This window comes from Paraglaciecola sp. (assembly GCF_039943935.1).
GTDB lineage: Bacteria > Pseudomonadota > Gammaproteobacteria > Enterobacterales > Alteromonadaceae > Paraglaciecola.
The window spans coordinates 340,283-362,559 of the sequence record NZ_JBDUZQ010000021.1; the positions used below are offsets into that span (position 1 = coordinate 340,283).

At 41.4% G+C, this 22,277-nt stretch carries 18 protein-coding genes; 10 read left to right on the forward strand and 8 right to left on the reverse strand.

Annotated features, from left to right (window positions below):
- Positions 1-5: 5 nt before the first annotated feature.
- The 4 genes from ABJD71_RS13565 (at position 6) to ABJD71_RS13580 (ending at position 4,412) form a co-directional block, all read left to right on the forward strand.
- Positions 6-1,631 carry a PepSY-associated TM helix domain-containing protein gene (locus ABJD71_RS13565; protein WP_348170258.1) on the forward strand — a complete coding sequence of 542 codons (1,626 nt, stop codon included), beginning with the start codon at positions 6-8 and terminating at the stop codon, positions 1,629-1,631.
- A gap of 1 nt (position 1,632) precedes the next feature.
- Positions 1,633-1,866, forward strand: coding sequence for a hypothetical protein (locus tag ABJD71_RS13570; RefSeq protein WP_348170261.1), 234 nt, complete (start codon positions 1,633-1,635; stop codon positions 1,864-1,866).
- A 159-nt stretch (positions 1,867-2,025) separates the two neighbouring features.
- Complete coding sequence (locus ABJD71_RS13575; RefSeq protein ID WP_348170264.1) at positions 2,026-3,765, forward strand: DUF885 domain-containing protein; 1,740 nt, start codon at positions 2,026-2,028, stop codon at positions 3,763-3,765.
- On the forward strand, positions 3,762-4,412 hold the full coding sequence (locus ABJD71_RS13580; protein ID WP_348170267.1) for a GDSL-type esterase/lipase family protein: 651 nt from the start codon (positions 3,762-3,764) through the stop codon (positions 4,410-4,412). Before ABJD71_RS13575 ends, ABJD71_RS13580 begins: the two co-directional genes overlap by 4 nt.
- Positions 4,413-4,419: 7 nt before the next feature.
- Here ABJD71_RS13580 and ABJD71_RS13585 read toward each other — a convergent pair whose 3' ends face one another.
- Entirely contained in the window at positions 4,420-5,343 is a 924-nt protein-coding gene (locus tag ABJD71_RS13585; protein ID WP_348170270.1) for a histone deacetylase family protein, read from the reverse strand.
- On the reverse strand, positions 5,340-7,229 hold the full coding sequence (locus tag ABJD71_RS13590; RefSeq protein WP_348170273.1) for a GNAT family N-acetyltransferase: 1,890 nt from the start codon (positions 7,227-7,229) through the stop codon (positions 5,340-5,342). Before ABJD71_RS13590 ends, ABJD71_RS13585 begins: the two co-directional genes overlap by 4 nt.
- A 468-nt stretch (positions 7,230-7,697) precedes the next feature.
- Here ABJD71_RS13590 and leuA point away from each other — a divergent pair, with 468 nt between their 5' ends.
- From leuA to leuD, 4 genes are all read left to right on the forward strand, one after another.
- Positions 7,698-9,272 (forward strand): 2-isopropylmalate synthase, encoded by a 1,575-nt coding sequence (gene leuA / locus ABJD71_RS13595; RefSeq protein ID WP_348170276.1) that lies wholly within the window; start codon positions 7,698-7,700, stop codon positions 9,270-9,272.
- A gap of 6 nt (positions 9,273-9,278) precedes the next feature.
- Complete coding sequence (gene leuB / locus ABJD71_RS13600; protein ID WP_348170279.1) at positions 9,279-10,367, forward strand: 3-isopropylmalate dehydrogenase; 1,089 nt, start codon at positions 9,279-9,281, stop codon at positions 10,365-10,367.
- A 77-nt stretch (positions 10,368-10,444) separates the two neighbouring features.
- Positions 10,445-11,857 carry a 3-isopropylmalate dehydratase large subunit gene (gene leuC, locus ABJD71_RS13605; protein ID WP_348112781.1) on the forward strand — a complete coding sequence of 471 codons (1,413 nt, stop codon included), beginning with the start codon at positions 10,445-10,447 and terminating at the stop codon, positions 11,855-11,857.
- 17 nt (positions 11,858-11,874) lie between these two features.
- Positions 11,875-12,498 (forward strand): 3-isopropylmalate dehydratase small subunit, encoded by a 624-nt coding sequence (leuD, locus tag ABJD71_RS13610; protein ID WP_348170282.1) that lies wholly within the window; start codon positions 11,875-11,877, stop codon positions 12,496-12,498.
- Positions 12,499-12,535: 37 nt separating this feature from the next.
- On the opposite strand, the gene ABJD71_RS13615 is transcribed toward leuD, so the two are convergent.
- The 6 genes from ABJD71_RS13615 to ABJD71_RS13640 all read right to left on the reverse strand — a co-directional run bounded on the left by ABJD71_RS13615 (position 12,536) and on the right by ABJD71_RS13640 (position 20,171).
- Positions 12,536-13,270, reverse strand: a complete 735-nt coding sequence (locus tag ABJD71_RS13615) for a transporter substrate-binding domain-containing protein (RefSeq protein WP_348170285.1) — start codon at positions 13,268-13,270, stop codon at positions 12,536-12,538.
- A 246-nt stretch (positions 13,271-13,516) separates the two neighbouring features.
- Positions 13,517-15,901, reverse strand: a complete 2,385-nt coding sequence (locus tag ABJD71_RS13620) for an NdvB protein (RefSeq protein ID WP_348170287.1) — start codon at positions 15,899-15,901, stop codon at positions 13,517-13,519.
- Positions 15,888-17,264: an MFS transporter gene (locus ABJD71_RS13625; protein ID WP_348170290.1), complete on the reverse strand. Its 1,377-nt coding sequence runs from the start codon at positions 17,262-17,264 to the stop codon at positions 15,888-15,890. Before ABJD71_RS13625 ends, ABJD71_RS13620 begins: the two co-directional genes overlap by 14 nt.
- Positions 17,265-17,376: 112 nt before the next feature.
- Entirely contained in the window at positions 17,377-18,168 is a 792-nt protein-coding gene (locus ABJD71_RS13630) for a transporter substrate-binding domain-containing protein (RefSeq protein WP_348170293.1), read from the reverse strand.
- 76 nt (positions 18,169-18,244) lie between these two features.
- Entirely contained in the window at positions 18,245-19,267 is a 1,023-nt protein-coding gene (locus ABJD71_RS13635; RefSeq protein WP_348170296.1) for a general secretion pathway protein GspB, read from the reverse strand.
- A 4-nt stretch (positions 19,268-19,271) separates the two neighbouring features.
- Positions 19,272-20,171, reverse strand: a complete 900-nt coding sequence (locus tag ABJD71_RS13640) for an AAA family ATPase (RefSeq protein WP_348170299.1) — start codon at positions 20,169-20,171, stop codon at positions 19,272-19,274.
- Positions 20,172-20,339: 168 nt separating this feature from the next.
- Here ABJD71_RS13640 and ABJD71_RS13645 point away from each other — a divergent pair, with 168 nt between their 5' ends.
- Both ABJD71_RS13645 and ABJD71_RS13650 read left to right on the forward strand, forming a co-directional pair.
- The gene (locus ABJD71_RS13645) at positions 20,340-21,569 is read left to right on the forward strand and encodes a multifunctional CCA addition/repair protein (RefSeq protein WP_348170302.1); all 1,230 of its coding nucleotides are present in this window, start codon (positions 20,340-20,342) and stop codon (positions 21,567-21,569) included.
- A 14-nt stretch (positions 21,570-21,583) separates the two neighbouring features.
- The gene (locus tag ABJD71_RS13650; protein WP_348170305.1) at positions 21,584-22,240 is read left to right on the forward strand and encodes a dUTP diphosphatase; all 657 of its coding nucleotides are present in this window, start codon (positions 21,584-21,586) and stop codon (positions 22,238-22,240) included.
- The last annotated feature ends 37 nt before the right edge of the window (positions 22,241-22,277 follow it).

Here is a 22,277-nt window from a genome sequence, read left to right on the forward strand (position 1 = left end):
CAAAAATGAAAAGCATCACAATTAAAAAGCTCTATACACTTCACTCTTGGGTAGGACTAATCACCGGGATATTATTATTTGTTATCGCATTTACCGGTGCAGTGGCAGTGTTTACTCGTCCTGAATTAAAAATATGGGCGAACGAAGAAATTAGAGCAGAAATCCCTATTCAATCCCACAAAATAGCAAACACAATTGAACAATACGCTCAAAAGGTCGGGCCTGACTATCTAGAAGAAGTACATATTCGCCTGCCAAGCACACGAAATTCAGAAACTGCAAGAGTGATTTACGAAGGTCATTTTGACACGCCAAACGGCGGTGAAGAGCACAAAGGGACAGTGTATGAATTTCACCCACTCAACTGGAGCTTAGTCACCGAAAATGACATGGAAACATTTTTCAATATAGAAAAATATGACATGTCTACTTTCCTTGCTCATTTTCATGCTGATTTACATTTAGGTAGGCCGCTAGGATTTATTCTAACTGGGTTGCTTGGACTGACTTTAATGGTATCCATTGTTACTGGGCTATTTATCCATAGAAAGATTCTAGCGCAATTATTTACCTTTCGAATATCCAAGACATTTTCGCTTATGTTAAACGATGGCCATAAAGTCATGAGTGTTTGGGCTGTTTTGTTTCATTCTGTTATCGCATTTACCGGCGCATTTTTAGGGTTAGCCACTGTTATTTTGGTCCCTGCAGCGGCTTATGTAGGTTTCAACGGCGATCAAGAAAAGCTACTTGAAACCTTCACCGCGATAAAAGCCCCTATCATTGCCAATGTTGCCCAACCAACAAAGCTTGCTGACATCATAGATATTAGCATTCAACAAAGGCCAGACTTAACCTTCGATAATGTGTCCATTATGGGATACGGCGATCAAAATGCACTGGTTTATATTTCTGGTGATGGCAGTGATCAGCTAGGAGGTGAAACCTTAGTTTACCATGGTGCTACTGCTGAATATATTCGCACACAAGCCAACTTTGGCCGTTTAGAAGGTATCACGGGTAAGATACTGGATGCCATGTTCCCACTGCACTTTGGAAACTTTGGAGGCTTATTGGTAAAAAGTATTTGGGCAATACTGGGGTTATCTACTGCTTTGGTGCCAATTACTGGATTAATGCTGTGGATTGAGCGTGGCTTAAACGCTCAAAACCCCACACATAGTAAACGTACCTACCAGAACTTTAATAAGCTACTTATTGGAAGCTGTGGCGGAGTGGTTTTAGCAACCGTAGCCTTGTTCATAGCCCAATTACTATTCGATAAAGCGATGCCCAACAAAGACCATACAGATATGATATTCATTACGTTTTTTGGTATCTGGTTTGGGGCCCTAATACTGCCATTTATCATCAACCAAGCTTTGGCTTTAAAAGCCATAGTCTTGGGAAGTGGCCTGTTGATGGTACTCATTATGCCACTCGACGCACTGCTAACAGGCAGTCATGTATTCAATGTATTTGATACCCAGCACTATGTGTCGGTGTCAGTCGACTTAACTATGTTATTTTTAGGCACATTGTTACTCGTTGTGTATAGCAAAATGACTCAAAAATACCACGCGCTAAATAGTATGCCCATCTCTACAACAGCAATTGAAGGGGGAGCCTAAGATGTTAGCTGTCGCAATTATTCTAACAACTCTAGGAATATACTTACTTAACAATCATGGCGCATTAACCCGTAAGATGAAAAATCAAATACTTGGTATAAGCACTAATATTGTTGCAGCTTCGCTTTTTTGTAACCTTTATGGCGTAACCCGAGGGCTATTTATATACCTAGCGATGTTTGCTCTATTAGGAATGTTGCTGACATTTTTACTAGGCTCGAAAAAGCGCGTTTAGTCTAATACCCCAATCCTTGCTGGTTAGACACTTTCTACCAGCAAGCACTTCTCCCACCTCCCCCTTGTTAAATTGATAAAAAGTGTATTAATCTGAGTGATAATATTCGACAGATGACACCTTTTCGGTGCATTAAGTAGTACATACAAAAGGCTGTTTATGCTAAAAAAAATATTAACCTTATCCTTATTGGCTTTATTGAGTGCTAAATCGGCAGCCAATGCAGACCAAGACCTATCAGAAATAATTGAGCAACACTGGCAGTTCGCCACCCAAGAAAAAGTATTTTTTCGAACGGACCCAGACGGCTGGAAACCCAATGGAAAGTTAGCTGAGTTTAGTCCCAAAGCTATAAAGCGCCGAGAAGATTACAACAGCAAAGTATTAGCGCAACTTAACGAACTTGACCCAAATAAACTTAGCACTGAACAACTAATGAATTACCGTTTATTCAAATATGAACGAGAAACAGAAGCCTCAAGCTACCGCTACCAAGATAAATATTTTCCCATTAATTTTTTAAGTGGATGGCATACCTATTTTGCCGAAGCACCGGCTAACATGGCCTTTTTGAACAACAGCGACTACGACAACTTTCTCATTAGCTTGGATGATTATCCCCGTTTTAATCAAGAAAACATCAACTTGATGAAAGCAGGGGTTGCAGCAGGCTATGTTCATTACTGCGAGAGTTTTAAAAACTATCATCAAACCATTAGTAAGCATATTGTAGAAGATGCGAAAACCAGTGCCCTATACGAACCTTTCACCCGCTACCCTGCTAAATTTACGGCACAACAAAAAGCCCAATATAGTCAACAAGCCGCGAGCCTAATTGCAGAGAAGGTCATCCCCGCTTATCAAGATTTTTATGATTTTTTTGTCAATGAGTACATGCCAAACTGCCGTCAGAAAGCAGGAATAGTCAGTGTTAAAGGCGGTGTAAATTATTATAAATATGCGGCTAACTATTACACAACCACAGATGCCACCCCCAAGGAGATACACGAACTAGGCTTACGTGAAGTAAAGCGCATTTATCTTGAAATGCAGGCCATTATTGACCAAGTAGGGTTCAAAGGCAGCACTCCAGAGAATCGCTATGCTGAGTTTTTAAATTTTTTGGCAACGGATCCTCAATTCTATGGGGCTTCCCCACAAGACGTGTTAGAAAAAACAGCCTTTATCACCCAAAAAATGTATGGAAAACTTCCAAGCTTTTTTGGACACCTTCCTCGTAATACGTTTGCCATAAAAGGCTCAGCCACACGTGGGGCTTTTTACATGCCGCCTCCAGATAATCGCTCACCGGGTACTTACTTTTTAACATCAGTACCTTCACAACAGCCCTTATACAATTTAGAAGCCCTAAGTTTACATGAGGCCGTGCCCGGGCATCATCTACAAAATGCGATAGCTATGGAACTAAACGTACCTAATTTTAGACGCACCTTGAGCCACTCTGCGTTTGGTGAAGGATGGGGATTGTATTCAGAGCGCTTAGGAAAAGAGGCAGGGTTTTATGAAGATCCCTACAGTGACTTTGGACGTTTAGGATACGAGATGTGGCGTGCAGTTCGTTTGGTTGTAGACACGGGAATTCACGCCTTTGGATGGAGCCGCCAACAAGCCAATGACTATTTATCGAAGTACACTGCCCTAACAGAGAAATCGGTTTCTGATCAAATTGACCGGTATATTTCATGGCCCGGACAAGCCTTATCTTACAAAATGGGTGAGATTAAGATTCGAGAGTTAAGAGCAAAAGCAGAAGCAAAGCTTGGCGCTAAATTCGATATACGCAGCTTTCACGATACCGTGATAGGTCAAGGTTCATTGCCTATGGCAGTATTAGAAGACGTGATAAATGACTGGATAGCATTACAACAAAGCTTATGAGTGAACACCTTTCTGTTATCCCAGTAGCGCGGTCAGAAGACTGGTGGCAATTACGCCACCAGCATAAATGCCAAGAAGTTAAAACAGTCAACAAAAAAGCTAAAATACTATTTTTAGGAGACTCGATCACTCACGCTTGGGAGGTAGAAGGCGAGCAAGCTTGGCAAGAACATTTCGCCTCAAAACACGCTATTAACCTTGGATTTTCGGGTGACCGAACAGAACACTTATTGTGGCGCATACAAAATGGTGAGTTGGCCGGATTATCGCCTGATTGGGTCGTACTTTTGATTGGCACTAACAACCCAGGTCACAGACATGATACTCCAGCCCAAACGGCTGCCGGCATTGCATCAATACTGAAAGAAGTCACAACGCGATTAACTAGGAGTAAAGTGATTCTAATGGCTATTTTTCCTAGAAGCCGAAACCAAACAAAACGCATGCGTAAAGCAGTAGATGAGACAAATGCGCTTATTCGTCACTATTGCAATAGACAACATGTATTGTGGCTCAATATTAATCACCACTTTCTGACCAATAAAGGCGTACTCTTAGAATCAGTTATGCCAGATTTACTTCACCCCAACGAAGCCCAGTACGCAATTTGGGCAAAAGAAGTAAACGCAAAGATTGCAAACGAATAAATAAGACTTAACCTGATAAGACTTTAACATGAGCCACTACACTTCTGGCTAAAGCACTCAAAGCATATCCTCCTTCAAGCACTGATACAATTCGCCCTTTGCAGTGTTTTTCAGCTAGTTTTTTGAGGTGCTCGGTTATCCACGCATAATCACTTTCAACTAGTCGCAAATGCCCCATATCATCCTCAGCATGTGAATCAAATCCGGCGGATATAAATATCAACTGGGGTCTAAAATTATCAATAGCAGTAAACCAATGTTTAATCAGCTCTCTGTAGTCTTCTGGGCTAGTACCTGCTGGCACAGGTACATTAATAATTCCTTCTCGACTGGGCTCATCACCACAAAAAGGGAAAAAAGGATGCTGAAAAGATGAGCCGAACAGAACGCGCTCATCATCTTCTATTATATTTTGGGTACCATCACCATGATGCACGTCAAAATCGATAATGGCGACTCGATCCAAGTCATACTTTTCTAGGGCATGCATAGCGCCAATTGCGACATTGTTAAATATACAAAAACCTGAAGAATTAGCGCGTCCCGCATGATGACCCGGTGGACGAACCGCACAAAATACACTTTTAGTTTGTCCTGACATGACTAAATCAACGGCGTCAACCACTGCACCTGCCGCATGCAAAGCAGCATCTAAACTTCTGTGCATCATGATAGTGTCATCGTCTAACCAAACCCTTTCATCAGGATCTTTAGGCGCTTTATCGAATACATTTTTAATAAAGTCTTTATCATGAGCCCGCTCTAATGCAGATATAGAGGCGGCTTTGGCGTATACAAAATGCACCACAGGCTCCAAACCAGATGAAATAATTTGGTCATTGATTTTATGCATTCTGGCTGGTTCTTCAGGGTGTTCTGGCCCCATATTATGCAGATTGCATTTAGGACTACGCATAATAGTCACAGTCATAACACGTCACCATTTTTAATGTCAGGAGCAAGTTCAACAGCATCAATATTTAAACGTTTTACCAATTCAATCTCTCCGGGCTCTGAATCAAACTTCCGCACAAAGCCAAATTGTTCGAAGACAGAAATCATCGGTAAATTATTATTTTTTACTAACGCAAACATGCTCGTTAAACCACGTTTTTCTGCAATATCTATCATGGCTCTCAACAAGCGACTTGCCATACCTTTACCTTGATTAGTTTCACGGGTTACAAAGGCCACTTCACATGAATTTTGCTGCTCGTAAAGATAATAACGCCCCACCGCTTCAATTCGAACTTTAGAACCGTCATCTTGAACAATTGTCAAAGCAACATCTTTACTTTGATCAACACTCACCAAGTCACAGGACTTTTCTCGGGTCATTTGGCCGGGTGTAAAGTTGTAACGCATACGGATGGTTTCTTTAGTATGAGAATAAAAAAACTCTTGCAGGCGACGTTCATCTGAAGGGTTTAATGGCCGCATATAAAATTGCTGATCCTTAAACTGAATACGTGAAATCTGCACTTCACCTAATTCTGGGATATCTGTTGGTGTACGGGTTTGATAGTCTGGGACCCAGTACTTTTCTCGAATTTTAGCTAATAATTCATCTCTAAATTTAGGGTGTGCAACACGTATTAACTCAAGTGCGCGCTCTCGAACACTTTTGCCCTGTAGGCTGGCTATTCCAAACTCAGTAATCACATAATGCACATTACCCCTTGATGTGACCACCCCAGAACCTTCGGATAAGGTAGCTACAATTCTAGAAACCTCACCATTTTTCGCGGTAGATGGTAGCGCTATAATGGGTCTGCCGTTTTTACTTTTTGACGCCCCGGTTACAAAATCAACTTGCCCTCCAATGCCACTGTAAAAGTCGTAACCAATTGAATCAGCCACAACTTGTCCACTAAGATCAACTTGCAACGCGCTATTGATAGACACCATATTGTCATTTTTTGCAATGTTTGCTGGTTTATTTACGTAACCAGACGGATAAAATTCAACATGGGGGTTTAAATCTACAAAGTCATACAGATTTTTAGATCCAAAACAAAAACTCACTACCGTCTTACCTGGGTGAAAAGTCTTGTACCTGTTGGTTACGACTCCCCTTTTCATTAAATCAACTAAACCATCACACAATAATTCAGAATGAATTCCGAGGTTTTTATGTTGATACAAATATCGGGTTACTGCATCTGGTATTTTGCCAATACCTAACTGTAAAGTGGCCCCGTCATCGATAAGAATGGCTGTGTATTGACCGATGCGATCAACAATTTTTGATGTTTCCGACATGTCTACTTCAGGTAGTGGCTGCTCTGCTTCGATACAAGCACTGAATTCACTAATATGTAGAAATGTTTGGCCACATGTTCTGGGCATTGACGGGTTAACTTGGGCAATAATATGCTTAGCCGCCCGCGCTGCTGACATAACTACGTCTACCGACACACCCAAGGAGCAATACCCTAGCTCGTCTGGAGGTGACACCATAATCAATGCAGCATCTAAGGGTAAGGTGTCACTGGTAAATAACCCTGACACCTCTGATAAAAAACATGGGGTGTAATCAGCCCGTCCTTCATCTACCGCCTGCCTTATTGTGTCACCATGAATAAAAAAGGTATTCACTTTAAATCTAGAGGCGTATTCGGGTAAGGCCCATTTGTCATCAGACAAGGTCCCCATATGGGTAAGCTCAATATCGTTCAGCCCTTTTGCATCTTCAATCAAGCTATCAATTAATGCATTAGGCACTGCAGCATAAGAGCCAATGAATATGCGATTACCTGAGTCAAGTAAGCTATGCCAATCAACTTTACTATCGAATTGATGTTTAACAAGGGCCATAAAAAATCACCTAATGTAAAAATTTAAACACTATGTTAACAATATTCTTGGGCAAATTATTTGATCTACAGCAGTTATTTTTAAAGCCAATAAATTAATAGAAGCTTAAAACTGTGACATTTTCATACCATGCTCTGTTTTTCTATGTAAAACACGCTTAACGCTTCTTAAAAATCCTTACAAAAATTTAAATTTATATTTTTAAGTTATATGCTTTAGGCCTATTTCGGTTGACCTGCGCGCGCTAACGGGTTACAAATACGCCTCAAATTTGTTACATACAATTTTAAAGAATTTAAAACATGAATAACGCAATTTTTTCTACATTACTCCTGCTGGCAGCAAGACTGCACGGGTAGGTTGTAAGCAAGCGTTAACCAGTTTACAGAACCCGTGCTCAGCACGGGTTTTTTGTATGTGTTTTAAATATTAATAAAAGTGAATTTAAAGACCAATTAGGAGAAAGGTATGTCTAACGGGGTTAATACTAGCCAAGTCAAGATTTTCGACACCACCTTGCGGGACGGCGAACAAGCGCTTCCAGCTAGTTTGAGCGTTAAAGAGAAATTAAAGATTGCTCTGGCACTGGAACGTCTTGGTGTAGATATAATCGAAGCTGGTTTCCCGGTATCTTCTCCTGGTGACTTTCAATCTGTGCAAACCATTGCCCGAGAAATCAAAACGGCCACTGTTTGTGGTTTGTCGCGGGCCTTGGCTAAAGACATTGATGCCTGTGGCGAATCACTAAACGTTGCAGAGCGCTTTCGTATTCACACCTTTATCGCCACATCAGATATTCACGTGAACACCAAGTTACGTAAATCACAGGATGAAGTAGTAGAAATGGCCGTTAAGGCCGTACAACACGCACGTAAATATACTGACGATGTGGAGTTTTCTTGTGAAGACGCTGGTCGTACACACATTGATTATTTGTGCCGTATGGTTGAAGCAGCCATCAATGCTGGTGCAACCACAGTGAATATTCCAGATACAGTTGGTTACACCACTCCCACCGAATTTGGGGGCATTATCCAAAACTTGTATAACCGCGTGCCTAACATAGACAAAGCGACTATCTCCGTTCACTGTCACAATGACTTAGGTTTAGCTGTTGCTAATTCACTCGCTGCCGTTGAACAAGGTGCAAGACAAGTAGAAGCCACTATTAATGGCTTAGGTGAACGTGCAGGTAATTGCTCACTTGAAGAAATAGCTATGATTTTGCAAACCCGAGAAGCAATCTTAGGTTTGAAAACCAATATCAAAAGTGAAGAAATATCTCGTACTTCTAAATTAGTCAGTAATCTTTGCAATATGCCAGTACAGGCAAACAAAGCAATTGTAGGCGCCAATGCCTTTAGTCACTCGTCGGGCATTCACCAAGATGGCGTGTTAAAAGGGCAAAACACTTATGAAATCATGACACCTGAAAGTGTCGGCATAAACAAGAACAACCTAAACTTAACGTCTCGTTCTGGGCGCCATGTTATCAAACACAGATTGCTTGAATTAGGTTACAAGGAATCTGATTTCGACCTAGAAACGGTTTACGAGGCATTTGTTAAACTAGCCGACAAAAAAGGCCAAGTTTTCGATTACGACCTAGAAGCCTTGTTATTCTTCAGCCAACAGAAGCAAGAAGAAGAACATTACAAACTTAAATATTTACAGGCTAATTCTGGTAAAGAAATCATTCCTAGCGCCACAGTTTGTATGCAAGTTGGCGAAATAGAGATCACCGAATCCGCCATCGGAAACGGCCCAGTCGACGCAGCTTACAATGCAATCACCAAAGTGCTTGGCCATGAAAACGTAGATATAGTTGACTTTAAACTAGACTCTAAAGGCGAAGGCGCAAACGCCCTTGCTCAGGTATCTGTCATAGCCGAGTACAATGGCAGACGTTTCAATGGTATTGGTTTGGCCACTGATATAGTTGAATCTGGCGTAAAAGCCCTTATTTACGTACTCAACAATACACATTTAGCTGACCAAATCGATCAGCAAAAGCAACAACACATTAAAAATTCAGAGGTATAAAAAATAATGTCTGACTATAAATTAGCAGTATTGGCAGGCGATGGTATCGGACCAGAAGTCATGGTCGAAGCCAAAAAAGTATTAGCCGCAGTAAGCAAAAAATTCGACATTAACTTTGAACTTAACGATTTTGATGTAGGTGGTATTGCTATCGATAACCACGGCCAAGCCTTACCACCAGAAACTCTTAAAGGGTGTGAAGACGCCAACGCCATATTATTTGGTTCTATCGGTGGTCCTAAGTGGGACAGCCTACCTTTAGAAGAAAGACCAGAACGTGCAGCTTTATTAGCCTTGCGTGGCCATTTTGATTTATTTAGTAATTTACGTCCGGCCAAGATTTATCCCGGTCTTGAAAATCTTTCACCTTTACGTGCAGACATTGCCTCTAGTGGCTTTGATGTATTAGTTATGCGTGAGTTAACCAGTGGTATTTATTTTGGGCAACCAAAAGGGTTAGAAGGCTCTGGCGAAGAAGAGTTTGCGTATGACACCATGCGTTATAGCCGTAAAGAGATCCGCCGTATTGCTATTACTGCATTTGAAGCTGCGATGAAGCGTGGCAAAAAGGTGACCTCAGTTGATAAAGCAAACGTGTTAGTTTGCAGTCGCTTATGGCGCGAAGTGACAGAAGAAGTCGCTAAAGACTACCCAGAAGTAGAGCTAGAACACATCTACATTGATAATGCGACTATGCAACTCATTCGTGAGCCCAGCCAATACGATGTGATGTTATGTTCAAACTTGTTTGGCGACATTATCTCTGACGAATGCGCCATGATTACAGGCTCTATGGGCTTACTTCCTTCAGCAAGTATTAATGGTGATGGCTACGGAATGTACGAACCCGCTGGCGGTTCAGCCCCAGATATTGCAGGTAAAGGCATAGCTAACCCCATTGCTCAAATCTTATCATTGTCAATGTTACTCCGTTATAGTTTGAACGAAGTTGCAGCTGCAGATGTTATTGACGCTGCAGTGCAGAAAACCTTAAGTGACGGCATATTAACGGGCGAATTATTAGCCCCGGAAAACCGCGACCAAGCTAAGAGCACCAGTGCCGTAGGCGATTACGTAGTGGCACAAATTGTATAAGCAATTCAATGCCTAATTAAAGTGTGGCCTTCCTATAAAAGGCCCCATAGTAACAAACAACCAAAAGAGTACGCATAATGGCGACAACCTTATACGACAAAATATGGCAAGACCATGCCATCGATAAAAACACCTCTTCAGCCGTCGGCAGTGAAGGACTAATGTATATCGACCGTCACTTAATTCATGAAGTGACCTCTCCTCAAGCCTTTGCAGGCCTTGATGACAAAAACAGAAAAGTACGCTGTCCGCAGCGCACCTTCGCCACTATGGATCACAGTATATCTACACGCTCTTTAGCAATCGATGCTTGTGGACCAACCAATCAGTTACAGCTACAAACCCTTGCCAATAACTGTGAGAAACACGGTATTTCTTTATTCCCTGTCGGTCACCAGAAGCAAGGTATTGTCCATGTTATGGGGCCTGAACTTGGCTTAATTCAGCCCGGTATGACAGTAGTGTGTGGTGATTCACACACTGCGACCCATGGTGCATTTGGCGCACTCGCTTTTGGTATTGGTACTTCACAAGTAGAGCATGTGTTTGCCACTCAAACTTTGAAGCAAAGCAAAGCTAAAAGCATGCTAGTGAAAGTGAACGGCAGCCTACCCATTGGTATTACTGCTAAAGATATTATCTTAGCTATCATAGGCGCTATTGGTCACGCTGGCGCAACAGGTCACGTTATTGAATATAGCGGTGAAGCGATTTCAGCTTTAACTATGGAAGAGCGCATGACAGTCTGTAACATGAGTATCGAAGCCGGTGCTAAAGCAGGGCTGATCGCACCAGACCAAACTACTTTTGATTACCTAGAAGGACGTGAGTACGCACCTAAAGGTGATGACTGGACCCAAGCTGTTGCTTACTGGAAAGGCCTAGTGACTGATGAAGGCGCAAGCTTTGACTCGATTATTGAACTAAATGCAGCTGATATTACCCCGCAAGTCACTTGGGGAACGAACCCAGGTCAAGTTATAGGCGTAAACACACCTGTACCAGCAGTGGCTGACTTTAGCGACCCTATCGACCAAGACTCAGCTGTAAAAGCCTTAAAATATATGGACTTAACACCGGGTCAAAAACTATCTGACTTAGCAGTTAATAATGTATTTATTGGTTCTTGTACTAATGGCCGTATTGAAGATATGCGTGCGGCAGCTGCCATTGCCAAGCAAGGTAAAGTTGCCGAAGGTGTTACTGCGATTGTTGTACCTGGCTCAGTATCGGTAAAACAACAAGCAGAGCAAGAGCAGTTAGATAAAATATTTATCGAAGCTGGATTTGAATGGCGCTTACCGGGTTGTTCAATGTGCTTAGGCATGAACGATGATATTTTACAAAATGGCGATCGCTGTGCATCCACTAGTAACCGTAACTTTGAAGGTCGTCAAGGCCGTGGGGCCCGTACTCACTTAGTGAGCCCTGCTATGGCTGCAGCGGCAGCATTAGCTGGCCGTTTCGCTGATGTACGTGACTACCAATAACCCAAAAGGATAGACTTATGACGACTCAAACGACTCCTGCTGGGATCAACATACACACAGGTACTGCAGCGCCTTTAAATCAGGCCAATGTTGATACCGATCAGATTATCCCAAAGCAATTTTTAACCGCCGTTACTCGAAGTGGATACGGTAAACACTTATTTCATGATTGGCGCTACTTAGATCAGCATGAGCAAGTACTTAACCCTGACTTTTCTTTGAATAAACCAGAGCATCAAGACGCCAGTATTTTATTGGTTCGTGAAAACTTTGGCTGTGGCTCAAGTCGTGAACATGCACCTTGGTCTTTAGATGATTATGGTTTTAAAGTACTGATTGCCACTAGCTTCGCTGATATTTTTTATGGCAACTGTATTAATAACCAATTATTACCAGTTCAGCTTGAAAGTGAGCAAATGGACCAGCTGTTCGCATTAGTAGAACAAGATCCAACGACTAGCATTACCGTGAACTTAGAAAACCAAGCCGTTACTATAGGTGATTTAAGTTTCTCATTTGATATTGCTCAGCAACATAAAACCAATCTCATTAAGGGGCTTGATGCGATTGGTCAAACTTTAGAGTTAGACGCTCAGATAAGTGCTTTTGAAAACAGCCGTCCGTCTTGGCAGCAAGCTTAGTTATAAATAATTAGAGGTGATACTAGTGGTATCACCTCTAAAATTTGATCTGCCATTTTTTCTTTAGTGCAGATAACTCGCCGCTTTGTTTTAATTCAATAAATGCTTTTTCGAAAGCCTCTAGTACCTTAGGATCAGAATTAACATTCATTGCGATCCCTAAATCACTACTTAAATTATCAAAACTATGTACCGCAGTGATATCTCTAAAATCAAACCCCTGCGACGCTAGCCTGTAACGCATGACCTCTTCTCCACTGGCCACAAAATCAACCCTATGTTTATAAAGCATGCCAACCAGCTGTTGTTCTGTGGAGACTCTAATGATTTGAGAAAACCCTAGTTCGGTGAGTACATCATCAGGATTAGTATTACGAATCACCACGAAGTGAAAGGGTTTTAAATCTTCTTGCAGTTTAATTTTATGAGGAAACCTCTCTTTTAACCCCCACACAAACTGGGGCTCACGACTTAAAATACCTATCCATTTAAAGTGTTTTTGACGAGCCTGAGTTCGTGCGATTGAGAAAATCAGCGTATTTTTTTCTTCTTTAGCCGTTTTAAGTGCGCGCCCCCAAGGTAAGACATGAATATCGGCAGTAAACTCAGTTTTTTCAAATATTTCATTAACCACTTCCACAGCAAACCCGCTTAAGTAACCATCTTCTGTTTTGAATTGATAATTTTGAAAATACTCTGTGACGACTTGAATATTTTTAGCTTTAGCATGGGATAAATTTGCACACATAAAAGTAAGAGTATAGATCCCCAAAAGACATAAAAAGTCTTTAAAAAGAGCAGTGAGGTTAATTAATTTAATTTTAAGAGGACACATTAAGAAAAAGAAGACTCAAGTCAATTGGTTAAAATTATTCTATGGGTGAGTTTAGTTCAGCTTATTAGAATTTAATAGTGGTGCTTTACGGTTATCTTAAACAATAGGAACTTTAAAGGGTTATAGACAACCCAATAAAAACAACGCGGCGAGTTCTCGCCACGTCTCATAATCATGCAACCACTACTGAATAGGTAACACCACCTTGACTTGATAGATTTGCGCTGATTCGAATTCATCAATGCAATAACCATCTAGTAATTCTTCATTTACCCATACCTGTATCTGTTGACAACTTTGCTCGCGAACATACTCAATAACAAACGTCGCACCTCTAAAGGATCGTGCAATTTTGGCAGAGCTCCAGTGACTAGGTAACTGTGGATTGATTTTTAAGCCCTGTTTACAGCCCGCTACCCCAAATAAGTTTTCAATCAAACATCTATAGAACCAAGAAATGGTACCCGTGTTAAATAGTTGGCTTGATTTTCCGGCTTCGGCAGGATGTTGATAATAAGCCCCGCGGTAATAGTTAGGAATAAATAAGGGCAACTGCCCTCGCCTTTGCATATCCTCGCTATTTGGCAACATATTTTTAAGCTGTGTGAATGCCATGTCACCTTCACCCAATGTATATAAACTATAAACATAGAAAGCATTCGCATGGTTATACACAGAACCGTTTTCAGCGGTGCCAGCAAACTTTTGAGTTACCCTGCCAACATCTTCTACCATCTGGGTATAACTTGGGGCAAGCATCATGCACCCGTATGGAGTTTCTAAGTTGTCAGAGATAGCACGTAACATTAAAGGTACCTGCTCATTACTGGCTGCACCACTTAAAAACGCCCAACTTTGAGGATTAAGAAATATCTGGCCTTGGCTATCTTTTTCTGTTCCAAAGACTCTGCCGTCATCAGTAATGCCGCGAGCAAAGCGATCTTTGGCCCAACAATGCTGGTTTACCTTTTGATTCATTTCGATTGCATTTGCCAGTAGTACACGAGTTCTAGCGGAGTGCTCATTCTTTGCAGTGTGTTCAATCTCCCCCCAAACATTTATGGCATAAGCAGAAGCAAGGGTCAGCCAAGCAGACACACCTTTACCTTTGTAGCCCACCATGTTCATCGGATCGCACCAATCCCCTTGATTGATGTAACTTAACCCACGCTCATCGCGGCTTTTTTCTAACCATTGCATGGCTCGAATAATATGCTCTGCCACTGTTGCTTGTTCTATATTGTCGCTAAAACTAACCATCTCATCTAACATGGCATAATCTGCCGTTTCATCAAGATAGGCTTTCAAGCATATAGGTAACCAAACGCAATGGTCGGTATGAGGAACTTGATTGATATATTTAAGCTCTGCCCCTTCAGCAATCAAGACTCCGTCGGGCATCTCACCGGTTGCGGCCTGTTGACTTAGCGCTCGGATAAATGCACTGCGGCTTACTTCAGGCAATATATAACTCATGCCCATATTGTCTTGTAAGTAATTACGAGTTTGGGGATCCGTAGTTAAACGATTAACATCTCCATGGTAGTAAAGCTGCCTTGCTAACCAATGGTTAACGTAGGCATCAAACTCAGCATCAGGCGTCTCGACTTGCAACACTCCTTGCCCTTTTTGCAGGTAATTCTTGTACTGTGTAGCAAAACTATCGAAACAGTCCACACCAAGAAGTGATGCCCTGTACTCACTAATTTGTTTATGATCCTTGGCAGGGCCAAATAACATATTAATATCTTTTGATTGCCCCTCACCTAAAACCATATTGAATTGCATCACTGCCGTTGGTGTACAGTAATTTGCAACACTATTACTTAAACTTGGCGCTGATATAGCACTAGGCTGATGTAAACCGCCTTCTCCTTCAAACACATGTTGGCTGGTTTCCCAACCATCTGCTTTCACATCGGATGTTAGGAAGGTTAATTCATGTAGACACTGATTTTTGAAATAGTCTTGCACCTTTTGATAGGGCTCTATACTTCTGCAGACCACAGCATTTAATTCTTCTTCAAACTGTCCAGACTGATTCATCCATGAACGATACCCCACTGGAAAATAAGGATAGACACTAATGTCGCGCTCAACACTCGATAGGTTCTCAACCTTTATTTGCCAACATTCAACTGCGGTTTCGGTTGGTAAACGTAAACACAACGTCACTCTGATTTGCTTATATTCTGAAACCCAGCTTATTTGATGGGGCTCAGTAATAAATTCAAAATGTGTTAATGGAGCACGTACCGGCTCATAAGGTGCAGAAAATACCGCGCCATCTTCGTTATCTTTAATATATACAAAACGCCCGGGATGGTGGGCATAATAAGGTTGCTCTGGCTGCATAAATGTTTTTGCTTCTAATGCAGGACCTGAAACGTATTTTCCCGCTTCAGGTTGCATAAATTGTGCAATAGCATAGCCGCGGCAATTCGCCTGAATTAACATTTTTTTATTCCATAAAAATGCACTGGCGTTAGGAAGAACGGTTGGACTTTTTAAGCTGTATTTTACGCCTTTTTCGTGACGTTCAAGTACAGATGAATCAATTACTGACACTATCTACCTCTCGTGTTTCATTCAATTTAAGTTCTTTATGTAGAGTTTTCATTTGCGCTTCGTCTAATGTGTAAAACCGTACAACAAATACAGCTAAAACGGCAAACCCTGCTGGGATAAGTGTCATTAACAATACTATCCCGTGTTCAGACCCAGCATTTTGACTTTGGTTGGCAACATAACCCAAGGAGCCCAGCATCCAACCAATCATAGCGCCTGCTAGGGCACCGCCAAGTTTTTGTGCAAAAGCAGCGGCAGAAAAAACCATAGCTGTCGCTCTTCTTCCCGTTTTCCACTGGGAGTAGTCAGCGGTGTCAGCATACATAGAAAAAACTAAAGGAGATTTTGGGCCTAAACACAAGCCAATTGCCCCCTGTAAAACATACATTAACCAAATTTGATCCCTGGGCACAAAATAGAATATTACGGATAAAACAGCGACAATTGCCATAAGTAACATTAACAGTGTCTTTTTATCCAAAAACTTCGTTAACAAAGGCGTACTTGCTGCACCCACGGCCAGAGAAACCATGTAAATAGTTAGAAAAGTGCCAATCAATTCTTCATGGTTGACGTAATATTTAAAGTAGAAAGTGCCTACGCTACCTCGCAATGAAATCGTCATCATAATCACTAAAGCTAACGAAAAAAGCACTATCCAAGGCTTATTCGATAACAAATCTCTTATATCTTGAATAACCGGCGTTTTTTGCCCTACAGGCGGGCTGATACGTTCTTTAGTTGAGAGAAATGTAGCCACAAATAACATCAATGCCACAAAGCCATAAGCCGTCATGGTGAGTTGCCACCCTAATGCTTCATTACCTTGGCCCAACCAAGCAACTAGCTTAGGTGTCAGATAAGCCACTAAAGTACCACCTGAAAAGGCACCTATAAATCTAAAGCTTGTTAAGGTGGTGCGTTGCTGGCTGTCTGCCGTTACAACCCCTAACAGAGCGCCATAAGGCACATTAATAAAGGTGTACGCCAACATCATAAAAATATAAGTGCAATATGCCCAAATTAGCTTACCGCCCTCATCTAAGTCCGGAACAGTGAATGTCAAAATACCCGCGGCTGCAATTGGAATGATGCCCCACAATAGATAAGGTCGAAACTTACCAAATCGAGTATGCGTTCGGTCAGCCACGGCCCCCATAATAGGATCGGAAAACGCATCAATTAAGCGAGTCACCAACATCATGGTACCCACAGCGGCTGGAGATAAACCAAACACATCGGTATAAAAAATAAACAAGAAAACATCAAATACACGCCAATAAAAATTAGACGCAACGTCTCCCATGGCATAACCCACTTTTTCAAAAACTGTTAATTTTTGATTCGAAGGTTGATCATTCATAAAGCAAACCCCAGTTTAATAAACAATTTTAAAACATAATAACCACAATGCTATTACACAACTGAAAACGTTTACAGTTTTATTTAGACTATAAAACGAAACCCACTAGACGTTACAGATTTTGCATGTGTAGTTTATCAATAGTTGATTTTTTACCAGACGACTCAAGCAACTTGAGTCCATGATTAAACTCCTCAATCCACTTTTGACCTTGAGGATATTGTTTACTGATAACTAAATAGAGGGGAATATTGCCGAGTAGCTCATCAAATACTCTAATTGAATCTTCTTTTTCGTCAGACCCAGCGTTTATTCTTGTAGCGTCAATATAACCGTTGGTGATCCCAGCATCACTCCAGCCTTTGTTCACATGTTGAATACAAGCAAAACCGTCTTTAGCTCGATTAACATTCATATTAAACCTTTCAATAATTATTTTTTCAATAGCCCCGATACTATAATCAAACGGGAAACAAAGTCGCTTTCCCTTAAGTTGCTCAATAAATAAAAAGTCTGAATTTTGAGCAACATACATGTGCACAGGGACATAATTTATGGGGTTAGAATATAAAAATTGTTGTGCACGCGCCTCAGAATACACAAATGGAAATGCCGCAAGTACATGCTTGTCTTGGGTCCATTTTAACGCGCGTTCCCAAGGCACAACCTCAAGTTCCATATCTAGTTTTAATTGCTTAAAGGTTTGTTTAACAACATCAACTGACCATCCACCCTCAAGTAAATTTTCACCCACAAATGGCGCATACCCTTCACCTGTTGCTAATTTTACAGCGCCTTTTTCTGATAACTCTTGAGCCTCACTACTAGCTAATCCCTGATACAGTAAGATGAGAAATAACCATTTAAAAGTAGTTGAAAAAAATCCATTGAACACATGCATCATTAGCCCTTTAAATCCTTTATTTATGGGTATCAGTGTAAAAGTTTTACTTAGATTGAATTATCTTTCGTTAAAAATATCACCAGTCCGTCAATGCATCCATCGAAAATTCATGACCTTGGTAACTTAACACAACCCTTTGCGGAGAAATGCTAATAATTTCAACAGTACTTTCTATCATATCTCCCTCAACCATTCTGGCACCATTTACTCTGACCCATCGTTCCGCGTCATCTGAAGCATACATATGGGCAGAAAATGACATATTTGGTAACTCTGTCAATACCCACACAGGTAACTGGTCTATTCTAGACACGTCACTATCCTCAGAATTATTCTGAACAGTGGCCTCAGCGGGCTCATCCCCGACTTCTGACACCGCCTCTCTAAATTTTGCTAACAGATCTGCAGATATGGGCAGCTCTTCTAATGGTATAGTTTTAGGTTCTGGATCTGATTCAGAGGCAGTATCCACAGTAAAGGGGATTTTATCAGAGTCATCTTGAGGGAGTTGAGTCACAGTATTTTGATTAGTCAGACTTTGAGGAGGGGTAACGTCATTGGTTTTAACTACCTCTTCTGAAGATAACATGTCGCCCGCTTCATTAAATTGTGAAGAAGCTTCGTCTGTCATTGCTTGATCAAGGTTAGGCTCGATAACAGGAGCTGAAACAAACACTTGTTTAACCCCTTCATAATGAGATCCTGCCCAGCCCAGCCCGAAGCCTCCAATAGCAATTAACACAGCTAAGCCGTATCGTTTAGTATAAAACAACCAAGCTGAAGGAATATCTTGCACTGAAGGTAGAAACAAGCTGCGATGGAATTGATCAGACAAGCCATCATCTATTCGTGTATTAGTAACGTGATTACTTTCAAGCATTTTCTGGGTGGCAGACTTGTTAGCCTGAATGGGCTCAACTTCAACGGTTTGCTCTGGGTCTATTTCAACTTCTTGAATACCCATTTCAATCAAGCCTTGCACCATAGCTTGACTGCTTACTAAGCCTGTCTTTCGTATCCTCACAGGGCCATTCTGTTGAGTAACACGAATAATTACCATGCCAGGTGTTAGCGCTTGTATATTAATTATTTTACCCATTTAGCTACCCTACCCAAAACCCTGCAGCCACAGAGGCTGCAAAAATTGCTAACAAGGTATACGTCCAAAGCTTACCTCGTCTTTGTTTAACAACATCAGCGCCTAAAATTTGCTCCGCTGCCACTATAAAAATATGTTGTGGTACCGCGGGGAGCTGTTTGGTAAACGTCAAAGTCAGTGCTCTATCACATAAAAGATTGATCACTCTGGGAATGCCACCACTAATATGAAAAGCAGTTTTGAGCGTGGCTTTTGAAAACACACTCACATCACCATTTGCCACACCTAGCCTATGGCCGATATATGCACCAACCTCAACAGAGGTCAACGGCAATAAATGATAACGGGCAGTAATACGCTGGGCTAGCTGGCGTAACTCATTACGCTTTAACAATTGTTGTAACTCTGGCTGCCCAATTAGCACCACTTTAAGCAGCTTTTCTCGATTTGTTTCTAAGTTCGTTAATAACCTTAATTGTTCTAACACCTCAGGCAAAAGGTGTTGCGCCTCATCAACAATCAGCACAGTATTTATACCTGACTCATGGTTACTGGCTAATTTATTTAAAATTTTGTCTGTGAAATACTTCAAACTCGCCCGCTCGCTTGAATATTCAATGCCTAATTCATCGCAAATAGTAGCTAACAATTCTAAAGCCGATAAGGTTGGGTTTAATATCATTGCAACCTGGGTGTTTTCAGGCAACTGCTGCATTAATTTTCGTGAGACTGTGGTTTTTCCAGTGCCTACTTCACCGGTTAACATCACAAAACCGCCGCTTTCACGTAGTCCAAAAATCAAATGGGCCAAGGCCTCTTTATGCCTAGGACTCATGTATAAATAATCTGGGTTGGGTGCGATTGAAAAGGGATTATCAGATAATCCAAAATAGCTTAAGTACATTAGTTTGGCAGCTGCTCGTATGTTAGATATAACCCATTTAAACTAACCAGTTAACAAGATATTGTCAAAGAGACTATCGTAATTTTTAATTGAACTTTTAGACAAAGTTGGCTTCTGCAATGCACTGGGCTAAGGCATAATACGCAGAATGAAAAAGATGAGCTTAATATGCAAACTTATTTAGTCGGCGGTGCAGTACGTGACCAACTATTGGCGCGCCCAATCAAAGACAAAGACTGGGTAGTGGTAGGCGCTACGCCAGAGCAAATGTTACAGCAAGGGTATGTAGCTGTTGGCGCTGACTTTCCTGTTTTTTTGCATCCTAAAAGTAAAGAAGAATACGCATTAGCTCGCATAGAAAGAAAAATTAGCGCAGGTTACACAGGTTTTAGCTGCGACGCTTCAAGCAAAGTTACATTAGAAGAAGATTTACTGCGCAGAGACCTCACCATCAATGCCATGGCCATGGATGAAACAGGCAAAGTTATTGATCCTTTTAAAGGCCAAGAAGATCTAGATAAAAAATTACTACGTCATGTCTCCGATGCGTTTGTAGAAGATCCCTTAAGGGTATTGAGAGTAGCTAGGTTTGCCGCGCGATATCACTACTTAGGCTTTAGCATTGCCCCAGAAACATTGTCGTTAATGAAATCAATTGTTGCATCTGGAGAATTAAAAGCCTTAAGTGCCGAAAGAGTCTGGCAAGAAACCGCCCGAGCACTTATTGAGGACCACCCAGAAGTATACTTTGAAACCTTAAAAGCATGCGGGGCATTAGCACAATGGTTCACCGAATTAGATGTGTTATGGGGCATACCCAACCCTCCTAAATGGCACCCAGAAATAGACACTGGCGTTCATATTATGATGGTTTTACAGCAAGTAACTCGGCTTTCTAAAACCTTATCTGTGCGTTACGCAGCGCTAGTTCATGATTTAGGTAAAGGCTTAACGCCCCCAGAAAAATGGCCATCACATAGGGGCCACGAAAAACTAGGGCTAGATTCAATTAAAGCTCTCAGTTCTCGATTAAAAGTGCCCAATGAATGCCGAGATCTAGGCTTGATGGTAAGTGAATACCATACCCATGTACACAAAGCTTATGAGCTTAAAGCCAGCACTATTTTATCCATGTTAAATGCATGTGATGTATGGCGTAAACCAGAGCGCTTTGCTGACTTTTTGTTAGCATGTAAAGCCGATGCGAGAGGACGAACCACCTTTGAAGACATCCCATATGCAAATGCCGACTACATTTGGCAAGCGTACTCTCGGGCGGCTAAGGTGGATATCAAAGCCATAGTGACAAAAGGTTACAAAGGCTCGGCCATAAAAGAACAACTAAACCAAGAACGTATACGCGTTATTAAAGAACTCAAAAATAGCGACAACAAATAAGGATTTGCACCACTATGCTAACACCCACCCAATTAGCCACAATGTTAACGTTACAAGGCAATATGAATGCAAAAGTGAACCCTGACTGGTTAAACGCTGGTTATGCTTACTTGCGTGCCGCCATGATAGAGTCAGTTGAGGGTATTGAACACCACGGCTGGAAGTGGTGGAAGGCACAACATAAAGACTTGCCACAATTGCAAATGGAGTTAGTAGATATCTGGCACTTTGCCTTATCAGAAATACTCATTGGCTTTAAAGGTGACGTACAACAATCAGCCACCACTATTGCCGAACAACTTACATCAACTAAAAAAACGGTTACCTTTGATGGCAAAAATTACGATTTTAGTGCGTTAAACATTTTAGATAACTTAGAATTGATGACGGGGTTATGTGCTGCCAAACGTTTTGACGTGCCATTATTTTTAAAAATAGTAGAACAAGCAGAGATGGACTCAAACGAGTTGTATCGCCAATACGTTGGTAAAAACGTTCTAAACTTTTTCCGCCAAGATAATGGTTACAAAGAAGGTAGCTACATCAAGGTATGGAATGGCCAAGAAGACAACGAACACTTAGTAGAGGTGCTTGACAGTTTGGATATCAGCCTAGCAGACTACAGCGACCAAGTTTATACGGGCTTAAAACAAAGATACCCAGTAATGTAATAAATTGTTCATTTACTCAAATATTACCTTTGACAAC